We start from the raw sequence: 21,027 nt of genomic DNA, 5'->3' as shown, positions 1-21,027 counted from the left end.
TCCCGAAAAGGAAGCAATGGATGATAGCTGCGTGGAGGCAAGGCCTGCGCAACGATGCGCGGCCGGCGCCTGAACCGGCATCGTCCCGATGCCGCCGTCCCGAACTTCGAGGAGCAACGCATCATGAGCCAACTGTTCACCCCGGCCCGCGTGGGCCGCTACACACTGCAAAACCGCCTCGTCATGGCACCGATGACGCGCAGCCGCGCGGCCGTCGACGGCACGCCCGGCCAATGGGCCGCCGAATACTACGCGCAGCGCGCGAGCCTGGGCCTGATCGTCACCGAAGGCACGCAGCCTTCCGACGACGGGCAGGGCTATCTCACCACGCCCGGCATCTATACCGACGCGCACGTCGCCGGCTGGAAGACCATCAGCGACGCCGTGCATGCGCGCGGCAGCCGGCTGTTCATCCAGCTGATGCACGTCGGGCGCATGTCCCATCCGGACAATACGCCGCATCACCGGCAGGGTGTCGCGCCCTCGGCGATCGCACCGGGCGTGCAGATTTTCACGGTAAAGGGCATGCAGGACGTCCCCGTGCCGCGCGCGTTGACGACCGAGGAAGTGCGCGCGACCGTCGAGGACTTCCGCATCGCGGCGCGCCGCGCGATCGAGGCCGGCGCCGACGGCGTCGAGATCCACGGTGCGAACGGGTATCTCGTCCAGCAGTTCTTCGCGCCGAATACGAACACGCGCACCGACGCGTATGGCGGCTCGATCGAGAACCGCGCCCGCTTCGCGATCGAGGTCGCGACGGCGATCGCCGACGAGATCGGCGCCGACCGCACCGCGATCCGCCTGTCGCCCGGCGCCAAGCTCGGCGGCGTGGACGAAGGCGAGCAAGGGCCGGACCTGAACCGCTATCTGGCGACCGAACTCGACCGTCTCGGCCTCGCTTACCTGCACGTGATGTATCACGGTAATGAAGCGCTGCTGGCCGACCTGCGCAAGCGCTGGAGCGGCATGCTGATCCTGAACCGGCCGGGCCGCCCGCGCGACGCGATCGGCGACGACCTGAAGTCGGGCCTTGCCGATCTCGAAGCGTACGGCCAGATGGTGCTCGCGAATCCGGATTTCGTGACGCGGCTGAAGACGGGCGCGCCGATGAACGATGCGCAGCACGAGACGTTCTTCGGCGGCGATGCGCGCGGGTATCTGGACTATCCGACGCTGGATGGGGCGGCTGCGGCTTGACGCGACCGATCGGGGCGATCGCTGCGACACGCTGGAACGGGTGCCGCGGCGATCGCCCGCGGAACGCTCGACGTCAAAGCAGCGCGGTGTTCACCTTGGGCACCATCGGCGCGATGCGCAGGCGATGAACCATCAGGCACCCTCTCGCGACACGGTCGGATCGGGCGGCTCGGCCAATTCATGCAGCGCCTTGCGCGCCACGGGCACTTCGCGTTTCGGCACGACGAGCACATTAAGCCCCAGGCCGTCGAGCACCTTGAACAGTTTGTCGACGCCCACTGCCCGGCCGTTTTCGAGACGCGACAGCACGTCCTTGGAGACGCCGAGCATATCGGCCGCGTCATCGATCCGCATCTGGTTCTGCGCCCGCCGGTTGCGGACGAGCGCCCCCAGCGCCGCAAGATCCTGTGCCAGCGGATCAGGGGATGCAATCGGGCGGGGCAAGGTACGAGCCATAATTCCGGGATACCAGGAACAAAACGCTGCCAAATACGCACCGGCAGCATTGTTACGGAAATATCGGAGTTATAGGTCAGAACGCCGGAGGCAATCAATTGTTCGCATATCTCAGGAACAAAGATTGTCGTGCTCCCCTTGGATGCATAGTTCGCATATTTCAGGAACTATGCAAACGCGTGAGCCCCCCCGCGTGCCGACCTCCATCACCCCGCCAACCGCCTCTTTCCGCATCAAAACTGCCCCGCCGCGCCCGTCCACCTCAAATAATCCCCGCGCGTCCAGTCGAGCGACACGCCGACCCGTTTGGTGCCGGGCCGGATCTTCGGCTTGTACACCGACAGCGTCAGCGACTCGAGCGCCGGCCACTCGCGGAACGACAGCACCGCGAGATCGGCGACGAGCGTCTCGAGCAACCGCGTATGCGGCTTGTGCGCCAGGAACGCGGCAACACGCGCGCAATAGCCGTCGTAATCGATCCACTCGCCCTGCTCGCTCGGCTCGCACCGATAGCCGAGCCTTGCATCGATCACGATCGGCTGCGGCGCTTCATGCTCGTGCGCATGAATGCCGATCCGCGCGGGCACCTTCAGTTCGTCGACGAACACGCTCCAGCCGCGCCCGCGCAGGCGCGGCGCGTCGATCGCCACGAACGGTTCGTCGAACGGCTTCATGATGCCAGCGGCGCGGCCGCGTCGAGCATGATGCGCACGAAGTAGTCGGCGAAGCTGCGGCGCAAGACGATCTCGAACGCATCGTCACCGGTCGGGATCAGCACGATCGACGACTTGAAGTAGTGCGACTGCGCGCACTGGCCCGGCTTGAACGCACGCGGATGGAGATCGAGCGGGCAGCCGCGTGCGAGCACGTCGCGCACGCATTCGCCGCTGATCTCGACAACCGTATAGCCGCTACCGACGTCGACGGCCGCCGCATACGAACCCTGCACGGCCTCCGCGAGCTTCGCTTCGAGCACACCGGCCGGCACGGGCCCGTGCGAGCGCACGAGCCACTCGTCGGGGCCGAGCCACAGCACGTCGTACTCGGCGCCGCGCGCGACCGTGTTCGGCTGCGCGGGCGGCCGGCAGCCGACTACGCGCTCGAACGCGCTCACGAACGCCGGATCGCTCAACTCGCCGCGCACGTTGACGAGATCGAGGAACGGCCGCTCGCGCAGCGTGAACTTCTTCGAGGCGCGCGCCTGGTGCGGCTTCAGCACGTCGGCCGCGCCGACGAGCGGCGATTCAAGCGTCACGCCGCCCGCGCCCGCCACCTGCGTCTGGTTTCTGGTTTCATTCCACATGCTGGCGCACCCCTTCGGTATCGTAGAAAACCGGGCTCGAGATCTTCGCGGTGATGCGCTTGCCATTGGCCAGCGGAATCACGACGCTCTCGCCCATCTTGTTCAGGCCGCCCTTCACCACCGCGAGCGCGATCGAGCGCTTCAGGATCGGGCTGTAGTAGCTCGACGTCACGTGGCCGATCATCGGCGTCGGATCGACCGCCGACACCTGCGTGTCCTTCGCGACGATCTGCGCGCCTTCCGGCAGCACGAACTGTTCGTCCTCGGTCAGCAGCCCGACGAACTGCTTGCGGCCTTCCTTCGCAGTGTCCGAACGCGTGAGCGAACGCTTGCCGAGGAAATCCTTCGACTTCGCGACGAGCCCGCCCATCCCGAGGTCGTACGGCGTGACCGAACCGTCGGTATCCTGACCGACGATGATGTAGCCCTTCTCCGCGCGCAGCACGTGCATCGTCTCGGTGCCGTACGGCGTGATGTCGAACTCGGCGCCGGCCGCCATCAACGCTTCCCATACCGCGCGGCCCGCATTCGCCGGCACGTTCACTTCATAGGCGAGCTCGCCCGAGAAGCTGATCCGCATCACGCGCGCCTTCGCACCCGCGACGGTGCCGTTCCGGTAGCTCATGAACGGGAACGCCTCGTTGCCGAAGTCGATGTCCTGGCACACCTTCTGCACGACCTTGCGGCTCTTCGGGCCGACCACCGCGAACGTCGCCCAGTGGTCGGTAACCGACGAGAGCCGCACCTTCATGTCGGGCCATTCGGTCTGCAGCCAGCGCTCGAGCCACGTGAGCACGCGCGCCGCGCCGCCCGTCGTGGTCGTCATCATGAAATGCTGGTCGGCGAGGCGCACCGTCACGCCGTCGTCGAACACCATCCCGTTCTCGTCGAGCATCAGCCCGTAGCGGCACTTGCCCACTTCGAGCTTGTTCCACGGGTTCGTGTACATCCAGTTCAGCAGCTTCACTGCGTCCGGGCCCTGGATGTCGATCTTGCCGAGTGTCGACGCGTCGAGGATGCCGACGCTGTTGCGCACCGCGAGGCATTCGCGCTTCACGGCCGCATGGAGATCCTCGCCGTTCTTCGGGAAGTACCACGGCCGCTTCCAGTTGCCGACGTCCTCGAACAGCGCGCCGTGCTCGACGTGCCACTCGTGCACGCAGGTCTTGCGGATCGGATCGAGGAAATCGCCGAGCTCGCGGCCCGCGAACGTGCCGAACGACACCGGCGTGTAGTTCGGGCGGAACGTCGTCGTGCCCGTTTCCGGAATCGTCTTGCCGAGCGCCTGCGCGAGGATCGCCATCCCGTTGATGTTGCCGAGCTTGCCCTGGTCGGTGCCGAAGCCCATCGCCGTATAGCGCTTCACGTGCTCGACCGACTCGAAGCCTTCGCGCGCGGCCAGCAGGATGTCGGCGGCCGACACGTCGTTCTGGAAGTCGACGAACTGCTTCGGGCCGCGCGCCGCGGCTTCGCGGCTGCCGACGAGCCACAGCGGCTGCAGGGCGCCTTCGACCGTTTCCGCGACCTGCGGCGCGACCGCGCGCTGCGCAGCCGTAAAGCCTGCCGCCTTCGCGGCTTCCACACCCGCATCGACCGCGAGCCGCAGCGCACGCGCCAGGCCGAATTCGCCGGCCGCCGCGCCGATGCTCGCCTCCGCCTGCACGGGCTTGCCCGGCAGGAAGCACGCCTTCTCGTCGCTCCAGCAGGCCTTGCCGCCCGATTGCGCGAACAGGTGCAGCACCGGGCTGAAGCCGCCCGACATCGCGACGAGGTCGCACGGCAGCGTCTGCAGCTTGCCGCCCACCTGGCCGTTCGAGAGCGACGCGACGTCGACCGACGATACGCGCCACTTGCCCGATGCGCTCGTCACGACCGCGCCGCTCATCACCGTCACGCCCTGCCGCTTCGCGGCGACCGGCAGCGCGCCGTTCGACGATGCGCGCGAATCGACGACCGTCACCTTCGCGCCGCACGCCTTCAGGTCGAGCGCGGCCTGGTAGGCGCGATCGTTGTTCGTGAACACGACCGCGTTGCGGCCCGGCAGCACGCCGAAGCGATGCACGTAGGTGGACACCGCGCCGGCGAGCATCACGCCGGGCAGGTCGTTGTTGCCGAACACGATCGGACGCTCGTGCGCGCCGGTCGCGAGGATCACGCGCTTCGCGCGGACCTTCCACAGCAGCTCGCGCGTCCCCTTGCGCATCGACACCGGCAGATGATCGGTCAAACGCTGCGTGACCGTCACGAGGTTGTGGTCCTGGTAGCCGAACGCGGTGCTGCGCGACAGGATCGTCACGTCGGGCAGCCTGCGCAGCTCGGCCTCGATCTTCTCGACCCACTGCAGCGCGGGCTTCGCGTCGATCTCCGCACGGCACGACAGCAGGCTGCCGCCGAGCTCGCGCTGGTCGTCGACGAGAATCACGCGCGCGCCGGCCGTGGCCGCCGCATGCGCGGCCGCGAGGCCCGACGGGCCACCGCCGACCACGAGCACGTCGCAGTGCGCGTAGCACTTGTCGTAGCGATCGGCGTCGAGCGCTTCCGGCGCCTTGCCGAGGCCGGCTGCTTCGCGGATCTTCTCTTCGTACTTCGGCCACATCTTGCGCGGCCACATGAATGTCTTGTAGTAGAAGCCGGCCGGCAGGAAGCGCGAGAGCTTCTGGTTGATCGCGTACTTGTCGTTCTCCAGTGTCGGCTCCGCGTTCACGCTGGACGCGACGAGCCCCTGGTACAGCTCGATCTCGGTCGCGCGTGCGTTCGGCACCGTGTACGGGCCCGATTCGAGCTGCACGACGGCGTTCGGTTCCGCGACGTCGGCCGTCACGATCCCGCGCGGACGGTGGTACTTGAAGCTGCGCGCGACGAAGTGCACGCCGTTCGCGAGCAGCGCGGACGCGAGCGTGTCGCCCTGGAAGCCCTGATACGTGCGGCCGTTGAACGTGAACGTCAACGGAATCGCGCGATTGATGCGGCCACCGGTGCCGAGGCGGTCTTTCTGGCTCATTTGCTCGTGCCCTCTTCGTGTGCGTTGGCGGCAGCTTCACCGCCGAACTTTTCGTAGCCCTTGATATCGTAGGTCACCGTGTCGCGCGTGGCCTTGAACCAGCGGCGGCAGCCCTGCGCATGCAGCCATTGCTCCTTGTGCAGCCCGCGCTTGTTCTCGCGCATGAACACGTACTCGCCCCATTCGCGGTCGGTCATGTTCTCGTTGTTCACCGGGCGCACGATGTCGGCTTCACCGCCGCACGAGAACTCGGATTCGGCGCGCGGCCCGCACCACGGACATTCGATCAGCAACATGTTTTTCTCCTCGTTCAGTGCGCGACGGCGGCAGCGCCGTGCTCGTCGATCAGGTGGCCCGTATAGAAACGGTCGAGCGCGAACGGCGCGTTCAGCGGATGCGGTTCGTCGCGGGCGATCGTGTGCGCGAACACCCAGCCCGAGCCGGGCGTCGCCTTGAAGCCGCCGGTGCCCCAGCCGCAGTTGAAGTAGAGGCCTTTCACGTCGGTCTTGGTGATGATCGGGCACGCGTCCGGCGACACGTCGACGATGCCGCCCCACTGGCGGTTCATCCGCACGCGCGAGAACACCGGGAACATCTCGACGATCGCCTGCAGCGTGCTTTCGATGATGTGGAAGCTGCCGCGCTGGCCGAAGCCCGTGTACTGGTCGATGCCTGCGCCGATCACGAGGTCGCCCTTGTCGGACTGGCTGATGTACGCGTGCACCGCGTTCGACATGATCACCGAGTTGACGACCGGCTTGATCGGCTCGGACACCAGCGCCTGCAGCGGGTGGCTTTCGATCGGCAGGCGCACGCCGGCCATGTCGGCGAGCGTCGTCGTGTTGCCGGCTGCCACTACCGCGACCTTCTTCGCCTTGATGAAACCCTTCACCGTATCGACGCCGACCACCGCACCGCCTTCGCGGCGAATGCCCGTTACCTGGCAGTTCTGGATGATGTCGACACCCGCGCGGTCCGCGCCGCGCGCGAAGCCCCAGGCCACCGCGTCGTGGCGTGCAACGCCCGCGCGGCGCTGGATCGATGCGCCGAGCACCGGGTAGCGGCTGTTCAGGTTGATGGTCGGTTCGATTTCCTTGATCTGCGCGGGCGTCAGGAATTCGGCGTCGACGCCGTTGAGCCGGTTCGCGTTCACGCGGCGCTCGGTGTCACGCACGTCCTGAAGCGTGTGGGCCAGGTTCATCACGCCGCGCTGGCTGAACATCACGTTGTAGTTCAGGTCCTGCGACAGCCCTTCCCACAGCTTCATCGCCTTCTCGTACAGCGCGGCCGATTCGTCCCACAGATAGTTCGAGCGCACGATCGTCGTGTTGCGCGCGGTGTTGCCGCCGCCGATCCAGCCCTTCTCGAGGATCGCGACGTTCGTGATCCCGTGCTCCTTCGCGAGGTAGTACGCGGTCGCGAGGCCGTGGCCGCCGCCGCCGACGATCACGACGTCGTATTCCTTCTTCGGTTCCGGGCTCTTCCACTGCTTTTCCCAGTTCTCGTGATACGAGAGGCCGTTGCGGAACAGGCTGAATATCGAGTAGCGGCTCATGTTGGTGATCCTTCGTTTAGCATTCGATGACGTTCACGGCCAGTCCGCCGCGCGACGTTTCCTTGTATTTCGTCTTCATGTCGGCGCCCGTCTCGCGCATCGTCTTGATGACCGAATCGAGCGACACGTAGTGCTGGCCGTTGCCCTTGAGCGCCATGCGCGATGCGTTCAGCGCCTTGATCGCGCCCATCGCGTTGCGCTCGATGCACGGGATCTGCACGAGCCCGCCGACCGGGTCGCAGGTCATCCCGAGGTTGTGCTCCATGCCGATCTCGGCCGCGTTCTCGACCTGGTCGGGCGTGCCGCCCATCACCGCGGCAAGCGCGGCGGCGGCCATCGAGCACGCGACGCCCACTTCGCCCTGGCAACCGACTTCCGCGCCGGAGATCGACGCGGTTTCCTTGTAGATGATCCCGATCGCCGCAGCCGTCATCAGGAATTCGACGATGCCGGCTTCGTTCGAGCCCGGCACGAACTTCACGTAGTAGTGCAGCACCGCGGGAATCACGCCGGCCGCGCCGTTGGTCGGCGCGGTGACGACGCGCCCGCCCGCCGCGTTCTCCTCGTTGACGGCCATCGCGTACAGGTTGACCCAGTCGAGCATCGACAGCGGGTCGCGCAGCGACTCTTCCGAGCGCGCGCGCAGGCGGGCATTCAGCTCGGCCGCGCGGCGCTTCACGCGCATCGGGCCCGGCAGGTCGCCCTCGACCTTGCAGCCGCGCTCGACGCACGCGGCCATCGTGCGCCAGATCGCAAGCAGCCCGGCGCGCACTTCGTCGGCGGGACGCAGTGCGGATTCGTTGCGCATCATCAGCTCGGCGATCGACAGCCCGTGTTCGCGGCACTGGCGCATCAGGTCGTCGCCGGTGCGGAACGGATACGGCACCTCGACCGCCGCGCGCACGCCGTTCACGCGATCGCCGTCGCGGTTCACGACGAAGCCGCCGCCGACCGAGTAATACTCTTTCTCGACGAGCAACTGGCCGTGCTCGTCGAAGGCCTGGAAGCGCATGCCGTTCGGGTGCACGATGCTCGTGCCGCTCATCAGCTTGCGATAGAAGCCGATGTGCTCCTTTTCCTCGAAGCGGACGGTCTGCTTGCCGAGCAGCGACAGCGATTTCTCCGCGCGGATCGCGGCGAGCCGCGGCTCGATCAGGTCCGGATCGATCGTGTCGGGCAGGTGGCCCTCGAGACCGAGCAGCACGGCCTTGTCGGTGCCGTGGCCCTTGCCGGTCGCGCCGAGCGAGCCGTACAGCTCGACGCGCACGCGGCGCACGAAGCCGAGCAGGTTCGCGTCCTCCACGTGCGACGCGAAGCGACACGCGGCGATCATCGGGCCGACCGTATGCGAACTGGACGGGCCGATACCGATCTTGAACAGGTCGAACGCGCTGACGTTCATCTGGCTTCCTCTGGGTGGGACACACGTGAAATGACGTTGGCGCCAGTACATCAAAGCGTAAAATCGGCCGATAGAACAAAAACGGCATCGGCGTGGGATACCGCCGCCAAGCGCCGCTTCGGCGGCCCCGAAAATGCGTTTTGGCGATGGTTCGCGACGGAAAACCACAAGTCCGGCCGAAGCCGATCGGCGACGCTGGCTACATCCGCGCCGCCCCGGCAGCCGTACCCGCAACCCGAGTGAAACGAGTGAGACCGCCTGCCCGGCGTGACGAGATTGGCCGCGATGACACCCGACGTACCCGCTTCCCCCCTCGCAGAACCCGCGCCGCGGCGCATCCGCTTCGGCATCGTGCTGCTGCCGAACTTCACGCTGACGGCCTTTTCGGGCTTCGTCGACATGCTGCGGCTCTCGGCCGACGACGGCGACTACAGCAAGCCCGTGCGCTGCGCGTGGAGCGTGATCGGCGAGACCCTCGCGCCGGTGCGCGCGAGTTGCGGGATCCAGATCACGCCGTGGGAGACGTTCGACGCGGCCGAGCCGTTCGACTACGTGGTGGTGGTCGGCGGGCTGCTGCATTCGGGGCCGCAAGCCGGCCCCGAAACGCTCGACTTCATCCGCCGCACGGCGAAGGGCGGCGCGACGGTCGTCGGGATCTGCACCGGCGTGTTTACGCTGATGCGCGCCGGCGTGCTCGACGGCTACCGCACCTGCGTGAGCTGGTTCCACTACTGGGATTTCATCGAACGCTTTCCGAACGCGGATCCCGACCTCCTGATCGCCGACCGGCTGTTCGTGATCGACCGCCGCCGCATCACCTGTTCGGGCGGCCGCGCGTCGATCGACGTCGCCGCCGCGATCCTGCTGCGCCATTTCGATCATGCAACCGTGCAGAAGGCGCTGCGCATCCTGCTGGTCGGCGAGATGCAGAAGGGCAACGCGCCGCAGCCGCATCCGCCGGGGCTCGAGCCGGCGACGCATCCGAAGGTCAAGCGCGCGATTCTCCTGATGGAACAGCATGTCGGGCGTGCGCTGTCGCTCGACGAGCTCGCGAGCAAGCTCGATTTGTCGACACGGCAGCTCGAGCGCCTGTTCAAGGCCGAGACGGGCAAGAGCCCGCAGGTGTTCGCGAAGCAGGTGCGGCTGCGCACCGCCGCGTGGCTGCTGACGAGTTCGGACCGCACGGTGGCCGATATCGCGTCGAGCTGCGGATTCGCCGATGCGTCGCACCTCGGGCGCGAGTTCCGCAAGCAGTTCGGCGTGCCGCCGGCGACTTATCGGGAGCGCGGCGGCGAAGCGGCGGAAGTCGGCGCGGCGCCGGATGCGACGGTCGACCCCGTCGAGGACATCGCCGATTGACGGCCGAAGGCACCCGCACTTCACTTTCCAAGCCAGCCGACAAACTGCAAAGCGACATCCGCTCGCGCCGGTTTCAATTCGATTGGAACCGGTTTCAATCAACTTGACCGACGTTGAACAACATTGATTGAGGGTTATCCCGGATGCTGCGTTGCGCCCAAATTTGTATGATGACCACATAACCTGACAAACCAGAGCACCATGTTCGAGAAAATTCCCGCCCGTGCGATGAGCGACCATGTCGCGCAGCAACTGCTCAAGCAGATCGAAGTCGGCAGTTTCTCCGCCACCGGCAAGCTGCCGACGGAGGCCGTGCTCGCGCAGGAATTCGGCGTGAGCCGCACCGTGATTCGCGAGGCGATCTCGCGGCTGAAGAACGAAGGCGTGGTCGAGCCGCGCCAGGGCAGCGGCGTGTTCGTGAACCAGCACGGCGCGATCCGGCCGCTGCGGATCGACTACGCGGAGGCAGTCGAAGCCACCTCGCTGCCGCACCTGCTCGCGGTACGCCGCGCGATCGAGGCCGAGGTCGCGGCCGAAGCCGCGTTGAATCACACCGATGAAGACATGGCCGACATCGACGACGCACTGCGCAAGATCGACGATGCGGTGGCCGAAGGGCGCGACGGCGTCGCGGAAGACGTCGCGTTCCACCGCACGATCGCGGCCGTCACCGGCAACCCGTATTTCCTGAAGACGCTGCAGTTCCTGAACCAGTACCTCGAAGCCGGCGTGAAGGTCACGCGGCGCAACGAAGCGACGCGCGAGGACTTTTCGCGCCAGGTACGCGAGGAACACGCGGCGATCGCCGACGCGATCCGCGCGCGCGACCCGATGGCCGCACGCAACGCGGCGCGCACGCACATGTACAACGCCGCCCGCCGTCTCGCGGAAGCCGGCATCTGCTGAAGCCGGCGGCGCCTGCCGCCGTCGTTGTCCCGAACCTCTCCCGAATCGATCAAGGTTGACCATGTCACGAAATGTTGGAGTCATCGGCCTCGGCGCGATGGGCCTCGGCGTCGCCCGCTCGCTGCTGCGCGCCGGCCTGCGCGTGCACGCCTGTGACGTGCGCGACACCGTGCTGCAGGCGTTCGCCGCCGAAGGCGGCATCGCCTGCGCGACGCCGGCCGAACTCGGCGCGCAGTGCGACGTCGTCGTCACGCTCGTCGTCAATGCCGCGCAGACCGAAACGGTACTGTTCGGCGAGCGCGGCGCGGTCGCGGCGATGAAGCCCGGCAGCGTCGTGATCGCGAGCGCGACGGTCGCGCCCGAATTCGCGGTCGCGCTCGGCGCGCGCATCGAAGCCGCCGGCCTGCAGATGCTCGACGCGCCCGTGTCGGGCGGCGCCGCGCGCGCGGCGTCCGGAGAGATGACGATGATGACGTCGGGCCCGGCCGCCGCGTACGCGGGCTGCGAGGACGTGCTCGCGGCGATCGCCGGCAAGGTCTATCGCCTCGGCGATGCGCACGGCATCGGCTCGAAAGTGAAGATCATCAACCAGCTGCTGGCCGGCGTGCACATCGCGGCAGCGGCCGAGGCGATGGCGCTCGGCCTGCGCGAAGGCGTCGATGCCGATGCGCTGTACGACGTGATCACGCACAGCGCCGGCAATTCGTGGATGTTCGAGAACCGCGTGCCGCACATCCTGAACGGCGACTACACGCCGCTGTCGGCGGTCGACATCTTCGTGAAGGATCTCGGCCTCGTGCTGGATACCGCGCGCCGCAGCAAGTTCCCGCTGCCGCTGTCGGCCACCGCGCACCAGATGTTCATGAGCGCGTCGAGCGCCGGCCACGGCGGCGAGGACGATGCCGCCGTGATCAAGACGTTCCCCGGCATCACGCTGCCGCCCGCCCGCTGATTCGTACGACGCCCCTGCCATGACTGCTTCCGCTTCCCGTCCCCTGCTCGGCTGCATCGCCGACGATTTCACCGGCGCGACCGATCTCGCGAACATGCTCGTCAAGAGCGGCATGCGCACCGTGCAGACGATCGGCGTGCCTGCCGACGGCACCGCAGACACCACGCTCGACGCCGACGCGATCGTCGTCGCGCTGAAGTCGCGCACGATCCCCGCGGCCGACGCCGTCGCGCAATCGCTCGCCGCGTACGCATGGCTGCGCGCACAAGGCTGCCGGCAGTTCTTCTTCAAGTACTGCTCGACGTTCGACTCAACCGACGCGGGCAACATCGGGCCCGTCGCCGATGCGCTGCTCGACGCGGCCGGCGGCGGCTTCACGATCGCATGCCCGGCGTTCCCCGAGAACGGCCGCACGATCTATCGCGGCCACCTGTTCGTCGGCGACGCGCTGCTGAACGAATCGGGGATGGAGAACCATCCGCTCACGCCCATGAAGGACGCGAACCTCGTGCGCGTGCTGCAGCGGCAGACGAAGGCGCCGGTCGGCCTGATCCGCTACGACACGATCGCGCTGGGCGCGGCCGCCGTGCGCACGCGGATCGAGCAACTGCGCGCGGAAGGCGTGCGCTTCGCAATCGCCGACGCGCTGTCGGACCGCGATCTCTACGTGCTCGGCGAAGCGTGTGCGGCCCTGCCGCTCGTCACCGGCGGCTCGGGCATCGCGCTCGGCCTGCCGGCGAATTTCCGTCGCGCGGAGCAACTGCCCGAGCGCGACAACGCGGCGTCGCTGCCGCGCATCGACGGGCTGTCGGCCGTGCTCGCCGGCAGTGCATCGAAAGCAACCAACGCGCAGGTCGCCGCGTGGCGCGCGACGCGGCCGAGCTTCCGCGTCGATCCGCTCGCGGCTTCGCGCGGCGAGCCTGTCGTCGAAGAAGCGCTCGCGTTCGCACGCGCACACCTGCCGCAGCCGGTGCTGATCTACGCGACCGCGACGCCCGACGAAGTGAAGGCCGTACAGCAGGCGCTCGGCGTCGACGCGGCCAGCCAGCTCGTCGAAGCCACGCTCGCGGCGATCGCGCGGGGCCTGCGCGAACTCGGCGTGCGCAAGTTCGTCGTCGCCGGCGGCGAAACGTCCGGCGCGGTCGTGCAGGCGCTCGGCGTGAAGTCGCTGCAGATCGGCGCGCAGATCGACCCGGGCGTGCCGGCTACGGCCACCATCGACGCGCAGCCGCTCGGCCTCGCGCTCAAATCCGGCAACTTCGGCACCACGGACTTTTTCGACAAGGCGCTGCGCGCGCTGGACGGAGCCGCATGATGAGCGATGAAGCGAAACTGCGCGAAGAGATCTGCGTGGTGGGCGCGAGCCTGTATGCGCGCGGCCATGCAGTGGGCAGCGCCGGCAACATCAGCGCGCGCCTGCCCGACGGCTGGCTGATCACGCCGACCGATGCATGCCTCGGCCGGCTCGACCCGAACGACATCGCGAAAGTCGGCCTCGACGGCCAGCCCGTATCGGGCGGCAAGCCGTCGAAGACGCTCGCACTGCATCGCGGCATCTACGCGCGCAATGCCGAAGCGAACGGCGTCGTCCACACGCATTCGACGCATCTCGTCGCGCTGACGCTCGCGGGCGTGTGGCGCGACACCGACGTGCTGCCGCCGATCACGCCGTACTACGTGATGAAGGTCGGCCACATTCCGCTGATCCGCTACCGCCGCCCCGGCGATCCTGGCGTCGCGGCCGAAGTCTCGGCGCTCGCCGACCAGGTGCGCGGCGTGTTGCTCGACCGCCTCGGCCCGGTGATGTGGGGGCCGTCGGTGTCGCAGGCGTCATATGCGCTCGAGGAGCTCGAGGAAACGGCGCGGCTGTGGCTGATGACGCACCCGAAGCCCGAGCCGCTTACCGACGCGGCACTCGACGAACTGCGCGAGACCTTCGGCGCACGCTGGTAACGCGGCACGTCACGTACCGATTCCCATGCCCGCCGTGTGCGCGGGCCCTTCCGTCAGCACACACAAACGATCCGGCGGCGGTCGCGCCGCCGGCACACGATACAGGAGACGACGATGACTGCTCTCGACGCGGCCGCTGGCCGCTCGCCCGCCGCGCCCGCCCATGCCGCGGAACTCGACCGCACCTACAAGAAAGTGTTCTGGCGCATCGTGCCGTTCCTGATGCTCTGCTACGTGGTCGCATATCTCGACCGCGTGAACGTCGGCTTTGCGAAGCTGCAGATGTCGCAGGATCTCGCGTTCAGCGAAACCGTGTTCGGGCTCGGCGCCGGCATTTTCTTTCTGGGCTATTTTCTGTTCGAACTGCCAAGCAACCTGCTGATGCACCGCATCGGCGCGCGTATCTGGATCGCGCGAATCATGATCACGTGGGGCCTGCTGTCCGCGCTGTTCGCCTTCGTGCAGACGCCGACGCAGTTCTACGTGCTGCGCTTCCTGCTCGGCCTCGCGGAAGCCGGCTTCTATCCCGGCGTGATCCTGTACCTCACCTACTGGTTCCCGTCGCATCGCCGCGCGAAGATCATCGCGGTGTTCATGTCCGCGATTCCCGTGTCGGGCATCTTCGGCAACCCGCTGTCGGGCTGGATCATGGAGCGCTTCCACGGCGGCTCGGGCTTTCACGGGTGGCAATGGATGTTCATGATCGAAGCCGTGCCGGCCGTACTCGTCGGCATCGCGACGATCCTGTATCTCGACAACGGCATCCGCGGCGCGAAGTGGCTCGACGGGCGCGAGAAGCAGTTGCTGGAGGACGAGATCGCCGCGCAGCCGCAGGAACGGCAGCAGCACGGCCATTCGCTGAAGGCCGTGTTCTCGGACCCGCGCATGTGGTGGATGTCGCTGATCTACTTCGCGTTCGTCACGGGCCAGTACGGCCTCACGTTCTGGATGCCGACGCTCGTCAAATCGACCGGCATCACCGATACGCTGCAGATCGGCCTGCTGTCGGCGATTCCGTTCCTCGTCGCGATCGTCGTGATGAACCTGTTCGGCCACAGCTCGGACAAGCGCCGCGAACGCCGCTGGCACCTGATCGTGCCGGCACTGATGGGCGCGCTCGGGTTTGCGGTCGCCGCGTCGTACTCGCACAATACGGCGGTGTCGATCGTGTTCCTGTCGCTCGCGGCCGGCGGCGTGCTGACCTGCGCACCGCTGTTCTGGTCGCTGCCGACCGCGTTCCTCGCGGGCTCCGCGGCCGCGGCCGGGATCGCGATCATCAACTCGGTCGGCAACCTCGCCGGTTTCGCGAGCCCGTACGTGATCGGTTACCTGAAGGACGTCACGCACAGCATGGCGTCCGGCATGTACGTGCTGGCGGCCATGCTCGTGCTCGGCGCGATCGCCGTGTGGCTCACGCCCGCGAAACTCGTGAACCGCTGAGCCGCCGAGCCGCCATTCGAAGCGGGGCGCCGCACGCCCCGCCCCATTCATTCACAGGACCCGCTGCCATGCCACGCTTCGCCGCCAACCTCTCGATGATGTACACCGAGCACGCGTTCCTCGAACGCTTCGCCGCTGCCGCCTACGACGGCTTCAAGGCCGTCGAGTACCTGTTCCCGTACGACTTCGCCGCCGAGGATATCCGCGCGCGCCTCGACACGCACAACCTCGAACAGGCGCTGTTCAACGCGCCGCCGGGCGACTGGGCCGCGGGCGAACGCGGCATCGCGTCGCTGCCGGGCCGCGAGGACGAGTTCCGGCGCGGTATCGACCAGGCGCTCGACTATGCACGCGTGCTCGGCAACAAGAAGCTGCACGTGATGGCCGGCATGGTCGCGCCGGGCGCCGACCGTGCACGCCATCGCGACACCTACCTGTCGAACCTGCGGCATGCGGCGCAGGCCGCCGCCGCACACGGCGTCACGATCCTGATCGAGCCGATCAATCAGCGCGACATGCCCGGCTATTTCCTGAGCCGCCAGGATGACGCGCAGGCGATCTGCGCGGAAGTCGGCGCGCCGAACCTGAAGATCCAGTTCGACTGTTACCACTGCCAGATCGTCGAAGGCGATCTGGCGATGAAGCTCAAGCGCGATTTCGCGGGCATCGGCCACATCCAGATCGCGGGCGTGCCCGAGCGCCACGAGCCGGATATCGGCGAACTCAACTACCCGTACCTGTTCGAGCTGATCGACGCGCTCGGCTACGACGGCTGGATCGGCTGCGAATACCGCCCGAAGGCCGGCACGTCGGCCGGCCTCGGCTGGCTCAAGCCGTACCTGTGATTCCTGCATTCCCACGAGGATAAAGAACATGAAAGTACTGATCACCGGCGGCGCCGGCTTTCTCGGCCAGCGTCTCGCGCGCAAGCTGCTCGAGCGCGGCGAACTGGCCGGCCCCGACGGCCGCCGCGAGAAGATCGACGAGCTGGTGCTGCTCGACGTCGTCGCTGGCAGCGATTTCCGCGACGCACGCGTGACGTCGATCGTCGGCGACATCGCCGATCGCGCGGTGCTCGAAAGCGCGATCGACACGCACACCGGCGCGATCTTCCACCTCGCGGCGATCGTCAGCGGGCAGGCCGAAGCCGATTTCGATCTCGGCATGCGGATCAATCTCGACGCGTCGCGCACGCTGCTCGAAGTGTGCCGCGCGCGCGGCCACCAGCCGCGCGTCGTGTTCACGAGCTCCGTCGCGGTCTATGGCGGCACGCTGCCGGACATCGTGCAGGACGACACCGCGCTGAACCCGCAATCGTCGTACGGCGCCGAGAAGGCGATCGCCGAACTGCTGCTGTGCGACTACGCGCGGCGCGGCTTCGTCGATGGCCGTGTGCTGCGGTTGCCGACGATCAGCGTGCGGCCGGGCCGCCCGAACGCGGCTGCGTCGTCGTTCGCGAGCGGCATCATCCGCGAGCCGCTGAACGGTGAGGAAAGCGTGTGCCCGGTGCCGGGTTCGACGCGGCTGTGGCTGCTGTCGCCGCGCGGCGCGATCGAAGCGCTCGTCGCGGGCTGCGAGATCGATAGCGCGAAGCTCGGCAACAAACGCGTGATCAACCTGCCCGGCCTGTCGGTATCGGTCGACGAAATGATCGCGGCCCTGCGCGAAGTCGCGGGCGACGACGTCGTGAAGCTGATCCGCCATGTGCCGGACGAGCGCGTCGAGAAGATCGTCGGCAGCTGGCCGGGCCGCTGGGATACGTCGCGTGCGGAAGCGCTCGGGCTGACGGGCGATACGTCGTTCGCGGACGTGATCCGCAGCCATCTCGCCGACGAACGGCGCTGATGCCCGCGCCGCCGGCGCCCCGGTCGCGTCAACGCGGCCGGGCGGATTCCCCGATGGGCAACGGCGCGCGTTGCGTTCCGCCCGACCGGTTCGCCGAACCGGCCGCCCACTGCCACGCCAGCAGGCCCGGCAGATAAAACAGCAGGTCGCGCACGCGGCGGGCGCCGGCCAGCGCGAGACAGGTCGGCGGGTCGAACCCGAGCAGCCCGCCGATCAGCACGAACCCGCCCTCCTGTACGCCGAGGCCGCCCGGCATCAGGAACGCGATGCTGCTCACGAGCTGGATCAGCGCCTCGATCGCGAGCGCCTGCGCAAAGGTCGGCTCCGCACCGAGGAAATACAGCGCCAGCCAGATTTCCAGCGCGTAGCCCACGAACTGCAGCGTCTGCCAGATCGCGAGATAGCGCACGACGATGCCGGTCTTTCTCCAGATCATCCGGATCGACTGATCAGTGCGCGCCGATTCGCCGACCAGCGCCACCACCTTGCCGCTCGTGACGCGGTTGAGCACGCGCATCGCGCGTTCGAACGGCCGCGCATGCTGCACCAGCGCGAACAGCAGCAGCACCGGCACCAGCGCGGCCATGCCGATCGCGAGATTCGCGGCCACCCGCGCGGCGTCGGACGACACATGCTCGAGCACGTAGCCGATCGCAACCAGCGCGAACACGAGCTGACTGATCAGCGTCAGCTGCATGTCGGCGACGAGGCTGGCGACGGCGGTTGCCGGCCGCACGCCCGCCTGCCGCAGCAGGCCGAACGACACGATCTCGCCGCCGATCCGCGCGACCGGCAGCAAGCCGTTGATCGATTCGCGAATCCATACGAGCTTCAGCATCGTCGCGAACGACGGCCGGCGCGGGCCGCGGATCAGCATCCGCCAGTCCCACGCATTCGCCAGCATCGGCAGGATGTGGGCCAGTGCCGCGAGCAACAGCCCCGCGCCGGCGACCTGCAGGCGATGCAGGATTGCCAGCGGATGCTCGTGCCAGATCAGCCAGACGGCGAGCGCGAGGCCGCCCAGCGCCGCCACCTGTCCCACATGGCGCAGGCGGGCGTCGCCTCGCGCGGCGTTTCGCTCCGCAGCATCCACGCCGGGGTTCGTCCGTGCCGTCATGATTCGCTCGCGGGCGACAGCAGGCCTTCCCGGTCGACGCGAAAGCGCGTGCCGCGCCACACGACATGCGACGAGAAGAAGCTCGACACGAACACGAAGAACTGCAGGAGATCGACGAACGGCAGCCACAGCGCGCCGCGCAGGCCCGCGCCGGTCGCCCGGCTCGTTCTCAGCATCAGCAGCGCCCGCGCGCCGAGCGCCGAGGCCATCAGCCCGCACGTGGCGGTCGTGCCGCCGGAGAACAACAGCGCCAGCAGCGCCAGCGGCACCGGGTGCATCAACACCGAGCCGGCGTGACCGAGCCGGTCCGCCGCGCGGATCGTGCAGCTCCAGCGCAACTCGTGTGCGTACAGCTTCGCGAAGGTCTCCTCGACGCACGCATGCCCGACGACGAACGGCGGAATGACGACCTGCGCGCCCGCCTGCCGCACCGCCTCGCCCAGCGCATGATCCTCGGCAAGGTGATGCGCGAAACGCGTGAGCCCGCCGATGCGTTCGAGCGTCGCGCGCGTGATCGCAATCGTCTGGCCAAAGCATGGCCGTGCGCGCCCGATGAAGAGCCCGGTAATGACGCCCGGCAGGAAATGGTAGTTCGTCATCGCGACGGCGATACCGGGCCAGAAGCCCGGCGATGCGATACCGCGATACACGCTCGTCACGATGCCGACATCCGGCTGCTGCAGCGCGCCGACGACGGCGCGCAAATAATCGCGCTCGACCAGCACGTCGCTGTCGGCGAGACAGAGCACCGAATACTCCGCGTGTTCGAGCATGTTCACGAGATTGGCGATCTTGCGGTTCGGCCCGTACAGCCGCGCATCGGCGATGACCTTGATGTTCGCGTCAGGGTAGCGCGCACGCAGCGTCTCGACGGCCGCGAGGGCCTTGTCGTTCGCATCGTGCACGCCGAACAGGTGCTGGACCGGCCCCGGATAATTCTGCACGAAGAAGCTTTCGAGATGCTGTACGAGCTGCCACTCGTCGCCGTGCAGCGGCTTCGCGACGGTGACGCCCGGATAATCGCGCGGCTCGGCCGCCGCCCGGGAAAAGAACCGGCCGACCAGCACGCTGGCCGTCATCGTGTATGCAATGCCCAGTAGCACGCCCAGCCCGCAGACGATCGACATTGCCCCGGCCAGCGCGTGCAGCACATGCAGCAAAACCATGCTTCTCCCCAGTGGTGACCCATACGACCATGGCATCCGGTAGCCGCCGCGCGCACGCGGGTTCACCCGTGCGCGCCGCCGTATCGATTCCCGTGGAGCCGGATGTGAAGGACGACCAAGCGACGATACGCGCAATCAGATGACACAACTACCGTGCGGCGATCGATTCCTGTCACACACACGTAGCCGCACGCGAGCGCGGCCCGGAACGCGACATCGGCAAGCTTGCGGGCCGAAAGGATCGCGGTGGCGACCGCGATGACGACCCAGATGCGAAACGTCATCGTCGTGAAAAATGCTTCGGGTATGCGCCAGGCAAGCCACGACACCAGCACGAAACACTGAATGAACAGGCCGGCCAGCGCGGCGATCAGCAAGTGGGCGCGCCATCGCTCGATCGTCGAGGATGTCATGAGGAATGAATCTCCCGTACGGACGACTCGCGTCGATCGGCGATCGATTGGAAGGTCGCGGATTGACGGGCAAGCACGTGCGACTTGTGCCGGACATGCGTGACCCGGTTCGGGATCCGGGGAAGCGGAAAACAACCCGAGAACTGTTGTGGCCGATGGTAGCGGGATTGACTGCGGCAAACCTTAAGCCTTCTTCAGAATCGCGGGAAGCTTGATGCAGCACAATTACAATCCGTTGCACGGCATGCACGGTTGCACTCGTACAATCGCACCCACCTGCACCCGAATCGACCATGCGACTCCTCCTTGTTGAAGACGACGACCTGATCGGCAGCGGTCTCGAGATCAGCCTGAGCCAGGCCGGCTATCACGTCGACTGGTTGCGCGACGGTCACGCGGCCGCCGCGGCGCTCGCGACGACGCGCTTCGCGCTCGTCGTGCTCGATCTCGGCCTGCCGGGAAAATCGGGCACGGAACTGCTGCGTGCGCTGCGAAACGCGGGCGACACGGTCCCCGTGCTGGTGCTGACCGCGCGCGGCACGGTGGCCGACCGGGTTCGCGGCCTCGACGACGGCGCGGACGACTATCTCGCGAAACCGTTCGAGCTGACCGAGGTGCTCGCCCGCTGCCGTGCGCTTGTGCGCCGGTCGCAGGGCCGCGCCGGCGACGAAATCGTGTGGCGCGACATCACGATCGACCTGACCGCCCACACGGTGACACGCGACGCATCGCGCATCGCACTGACCTCGCGCGAGTGGGCCATTCTGGTTCAGCTCGTCAGCCACCCGGGCGCGCCGCAGTCGCGCGCGCGTCTCGAAGACACCCTGTACGGCTGGCAGGAAGGCATCGAAAGCAATGTAATCGAGGTCCATATTTCGAATCTGCGCAAGAAGCTCGGCGCGGAACTGATCCGCACCGTCCGCGGCATCGGCTACGTTGTCGACCTCGCATGATCTCCCGGT

The 21,027-nt window shown here is 67.4% G+C and carries 20 protein-coding genes; 10 read left to right on the top strand and 10 right to left on the bottom strand.

Annotated elements, in window-relative coordinates:
• The first annotated feature begins 123 nt into the window (after positions 1-123).
• The gene (locus tag ACPTTC_RS20760; RefSeq protein WP_423393713.1) at positions 124-1,197 is read left to right on the top strand and encodes an alkene reductase; all 1,074 of its coding nucleotides are present in this window, start codon (positions 124-126) and stop codon (positions 1,195-1,197) included.
• Between the two features lie 132 nt (positions 1,198-1,329).
• Here the strand turns inward: ACPTTC_RS20760 and ACPTTC_RS20755 are convergent, their stop codons facing one another.
• From ACPTTC_RS20755 to ACPTTC_RS20725, 7 genes are all read right to left on the bottom strand, one after another.
• On the bottom strand, positions 1,330-1,653 hold the full coding sequence (locus ACPTTC_RS20755) for a helix-turn-helix domain-containing protein (protein WP_226196251.1): 324 nt from the start codon (positions 1,651-1,653) through the stop codon (positions 1,330-1,332).
• A gap of 233 nt (positions 1,654-1,886) precedes the next feature.
• Positions 1,887-2,327, bottom strand: a complete 441-nt coding sequence (locus ACPTTC_RS20750; RefSeq protein WP_423393712.1) for a dihydroneopterin aldolase — start codon at positions 2,325-2,327, stop codon at positions 1,887-1,889.
• Positions 2,324-2,956 carry a sarcosine oxidase subunit gamma gene (locus ACPTTC_RS20745; RefSeq protein ID WP_423393711.1) on the bottom strand — a complete coding sequence of 211 codons (633 nt, stop codon included), beginning with the start codon at positions 2,954-2,956 and terminating at the stop codon, positions 2,324-2,326. Before ACPTTC_RS20745 ends, ACPTTC_RS20750 begins: the two co-directional genes overlap by 4 nt.
• Positions 2,946-5,957, bottom strand: a complete 3,012-nt coding sequence (locus tag ACPTTC_RS20740) for a sarcosine oxidase subunit alpha family protein (protein ID WP_423393710.1) — start codon at positions 5,955-5,957, stop codon at positions 2,946-2,948. Before ACPTTC_RS20740 ends, ACPTTC_RS20745 begins: the two co-directional genes overlap by 11 nt.
• Positions 5,954-6,253: a sarcosine oxidase subunit delta gene (locus tag ACPTTC_RS20735; protein ID WP_069260676.1), complete on the bottom strand. Its 300-nt coding sequence runs from the start codon at positions 6,251-6,253 to the stop codon at positions 5,954-5,956. Before ACPTTC_RS20735 ends, ACPTTC_RS20740 begins: the two co-directional genes overlap by 4 nt.
• Before the next feature lie 14 nt (positions 6,254-6,267).
• Positions 6,268-7,512 carry a sarcosine oxidase subunit beta family protein gene (locus ACPTTC_RS20730; protein ID WP_006480591.1) on the bottom strand — a complete coding sequence of 415 codons (1,245 nt, stop codon included), beginning with the start codon at positions 7,510-7,512 and terminating at the stop codon, positions 6,268-6,270.
• Between the two features lie 16 nt (positions 7,513-7,528).
• Positions 7,529-8,914, bottom strand: coding sequence for an L-serine ammonia-lyase (locus ACPTTC_RS20725; RefSeq protein ID WP_175954692.1), 1,386 nt, complete (start codon positions 8,912-8,914; stop codon positions 7,529-7,531).
• A gap of 285 nt (positions 8,915-9,199) precedes the next feature.
• On the opposite strand from ACPTTC_RS20725, the gene ACPTTC_RS20720 reads away from it, so the two are divergent.
• The 8 genes from ACPTTC_RS20720 (at position 9,200) to denD (ending at position 17,369) form a co-directional block, all read left to right on the top strand.
• Positions 9,200-10,273: a GlxA family transcriptional regulator gene (locus ACPTTC_RS20720; RefSeq protein WP_423393709.1), complete on the top strand. Its 1,074-nt coding sequence runs from the start codon at positions 9,200-9,202 to the stop codon at positions 10,271-10,273.
• A gap of 201 nt (positions 10,274-10,474) precedes the next feature.
• Complete coding sequence (locus tag ACPTTC_RS20715) at positions 10,475-11,179, top strand: FadR/GntR family transcriptional regulator (RefSeq protein ID WP_046549676.1); 705 nt, start codon at positions 10,475-10,477, stop codon at positions 11,177-11,179.
• 61 nt (positions 11,180-11,240) lie between these two features.
• Positions 11,241-12,131 carry an L-threonate dehydrogenase gene (gene ltnD / locus ACPTTC_RS20710; protein WP_423393708.1) on the top strand — a complete coding sequence of 297 codons (891 nt, stop codon included), beginning with the start codon at positions 11,241-11,243 and terminating at the stop codon, positions 12,129-12,131.
• Between the two features lie 19 nt (positions 12,132-12,150).
• Positions 12,151-13,446 carry a 3-oxo-tetronate kinase gene (gene otnK / locus ACPTTC_RS20705; RefSeq protein WP_423393707.1) on the top strand — a complete coding sequence of 432 codons (1,296 nt, stop codon included), beginning with the start codon at positions 12,151-12,153 and terminating at the stop codon, positions 13,444-13,446.
• A complete protein-coding gene (locus tag ACPTTC_RS20700) occupies positions 13,446-14,084 on the top strand; it encodes an aldolase (protein ID WP_423395687.1) in 639 nt (212 codons plus the stop codon). Before otnK ends, ACPTTC_RS20700 begins: the two co-directional genes overlap by 1 nt.
• A 114-nt stretch (positions 14,085-14,198) precedes the next feature.
• Positions 14,199-15,524 (top strand): MFS transporter, encoded by a 1,326-nt coding sequence (locus tag ACPTTC_RS20695; protein ID WP_423393706.1) that lies wholly within the window; start codon positions 14,199-14,201, stop codon positions 15,522-15,524.
• A gap of 68 nt (positions 15,525-15,592) precedes the next feature.
• Complete coding sequence (gene otnI / locus ACPTTC_RS20690; protein WP_423393705.1) at positions 15,593-16,369, top strand: 2-oxo-tetronate isomerase; 777 nt, start codon at positions 15,593-15,595, stop codon at positions 16,367-16,369.
• Between the two features lie 28 nt (positions 16,370-16,397).
• Positions 16,398-17,369, top strand: a complete 972-nt coding sequence (gene denD / locus ACPTTC_RS20685; protein ID WP_423393704.1) for a D-erythronate dehydrogenase — start codon at positions 16,398-16,400, stop codon at positions 17,367-17,369.
• Between the two features lie 28 nt (positions 17,370-17,397).
• Here denD and ACPTTC_RS20680 read toward each other — a convergent pair whose 3' ends face one another.
• The 3 genes from ACPTTC_RS20680 to ACPTTC_RS20670 form a co-directional block, all read right to left on the bottom strand.
• Positions 17,398-18,486, bottom strand: a complete 1,089-nt coding sequence (locus ACPTTC_RS20680; RefSeq protein WP_423393703.1) for a lysylphosphatidylglycerol synthase domain-containing protein — start codon at positions 18,484-18,486, stop codon at positions 17,398-17,400.
• On the bottom strand, positions 18,483-19,652 hold the full coding sequence (hpnI, locus tag ACPTTC_RS20675) for a bacteriohopanetetrol glucosamine biosynthesis glycosyltransferase HpnI (RefSeq protein ID WP_423393702.1): 1,170 nt from the start codon (positions 19,650-19,652) through the stop codon (positions 18,483-18,485). Before hpnI ends, ACPTTC_RS20680 begins: the two co-directional genes overlap by 4 nt.
• Positions 19,653-19,714: 62 nt before the next feature.
• Positions 19,715-20,029: a hypothetical protein gene (locus ACPTTC_RS20670; RefSeq protein WP_423393701.1), complete on the bottom strand. Its 315-nt coding sequence runs from the start codon at positions 20,027-20,029 to the stop codon at positions 19,715-19,717.
• Between the two features lie 329 nt (positions 20,030-20,358).
• Between ACPTTC_RS20670 and ACPTTC_RS20665 the strand changes: the two genes are divergently transcribed.
• Positions 20,359-21,018 carry a response regulator gene (locus tag ACPTTC_RS20665; RefSeq protein WP_423393700.1) on the top strand — a complete coding sequence of 220 codons (660 nt, stop codon included), beginning with the start codon at positions 20,359-20,361 and terminating at the stop codon, positions 21,016-21,018.
• Positions 21,019-21,027: the final 9 nt, after the last annotated feature.

The sequence above is a fragment of the Burkholderia mycopellens genome (assembly GCF_964265025.1).
Classification (GTDB): domain Bacteria; phylum Pseudomonadota; class Gammaproteobacteria; order Burkholderiales; family Burkholderiaceae; genus Burkholderia.
Note: the sequence above shows the minus strand (reverse complement) of the source record. Positions and strands in the feature narration are given on the sequence as shown.

Coding starts and splice junctions, on each gene's coding strand:
- ACPTTC_RS20725 (WP_175954692.1), bottom strand. CDS start 8,914: ATGAACGTCAGCGCGTTCGACCTGTTCAAGATCGGTATCGGCCCGTCC.
- ACPTTC_RS20735 (WP_069260676.1), bottom strand. CDS start 6,253: ATGTTGCTGATCGAATGTCCGTGGTGCGGGCCGCGCGCCGAATCCGAG.
- ACPTTC_RS20720 (WP_423393709.1), top strand. CDS start 9,200: ATGACACCCGACGTACCCGCTTCCCCCCTCGCAGAACCCGCGCCGCGG.
- ACPTTC_RS20715 (WP_046549676.1), top strand. CDS start 10,475: ATGTTCGAGAAAATTCCCGCCCGTGCGATGAGCGACCATGTCGCGCAG.
- ACPTTC_RS20695 (WP_423393706.1), top strand. CDS start 14,199: ATGACTGCTCTCGACGCGGCCGCTGGCCGCTCGCCCGCCGCGCCCGCC.
- ACPTTC_RS20665 (WP_423393700.1), top strand. CDS start 20,359: ATGCGACTCCTCCTTGTTGAAGACGACGACCTGATCGGCAGCGGTCTC.
- ACPTTC_RS20730 (WP_006480591.1), bottom strand. CDS start 7,512: ATGAGCCGCTACTCGATATTCAGCCTGTTCCGCAACGGCCTCTCGTAT.
- otnK (WP_423393707.1), top strand. CDS start 12,151: ATGACTGCTTCCGCTTCCCGTCCCCTGCTCGGCTGCATCGCCGACGAT.
- ltnD (WP_423393708.1), top strand. CDS start 11,241: ATGTCACGAAATGTTGGAGTCATCGGCCTCGGCGCGATGGGCCTCGGC.
- ACPTTC_RS20700 (WP_423395687.1), top strand. CDS start 13,446: ATGAGCGATGAAGCGAAACTGCGCGAAGAGATCTGCGTGGTGGGCGCG.
- ACPTTC_RS20745 (WP_423393711.1), bottom strand. CDS start 2,956: ATGTGGAATGAAACCAGAAACCAGACGCAGGTGGCGGGCGCGGGCGGC.
- otnI (WP_423393705.1), top strand. CDS start 15,593: ATGCCACGCTTCGCCGCCAACCTCTCGATGATGTACACCGAGCACGCG.
- denD (WP_423393704.1), top strand. CDS start 16,398: ATGAAAGTACTGATCACCGGCGGCGCCGGCTTTCTCGGCCAGCGTCTC.
- ACPTTC_RS20750 (WP_423393712.1), bottom strand. CDS start 2,327: ATGAAGCCGTTCGACGAACCGTTCGTGGCGATCGACGCGCCGCGCCTG.
- ACPTTC_RS20680 (WP_423393703.1), bottom strand. CDS start 18,486: ATGACGGCACGGACGAACCCCGGCGTGGATGCTGCGGAGCGAAACGCC.
- ACPTTC_RS20740 (WP_423393710.1), bottom strand. CDS start 5,957: ATGAGCCAGAAAGACCGCCTCGGCACCGGTGGCCGCATCAATCGCGCG.
- hpnI (WP_423393702.1), bottom strand. CDS start 19,652: ATGGTTTTGCTGCATGTGCTGCACGCGCTGGCCGGGGCAATGTCGATC.
- ACPTTC_RS20755 (WP_226196251.1), bottom strand. CDS start 1,653: ATGGCTCGTACCTTGCCCCGCCCGATTGCATCCCCTGATCCGCTGGCA.
- ACPTTC_RS20760 (WP_423393713.1), top strand. CDS start 124: ATGAGCCAACTGTTCACCCCGGCCCGCGTGGGCCGCTACACACTGCAA.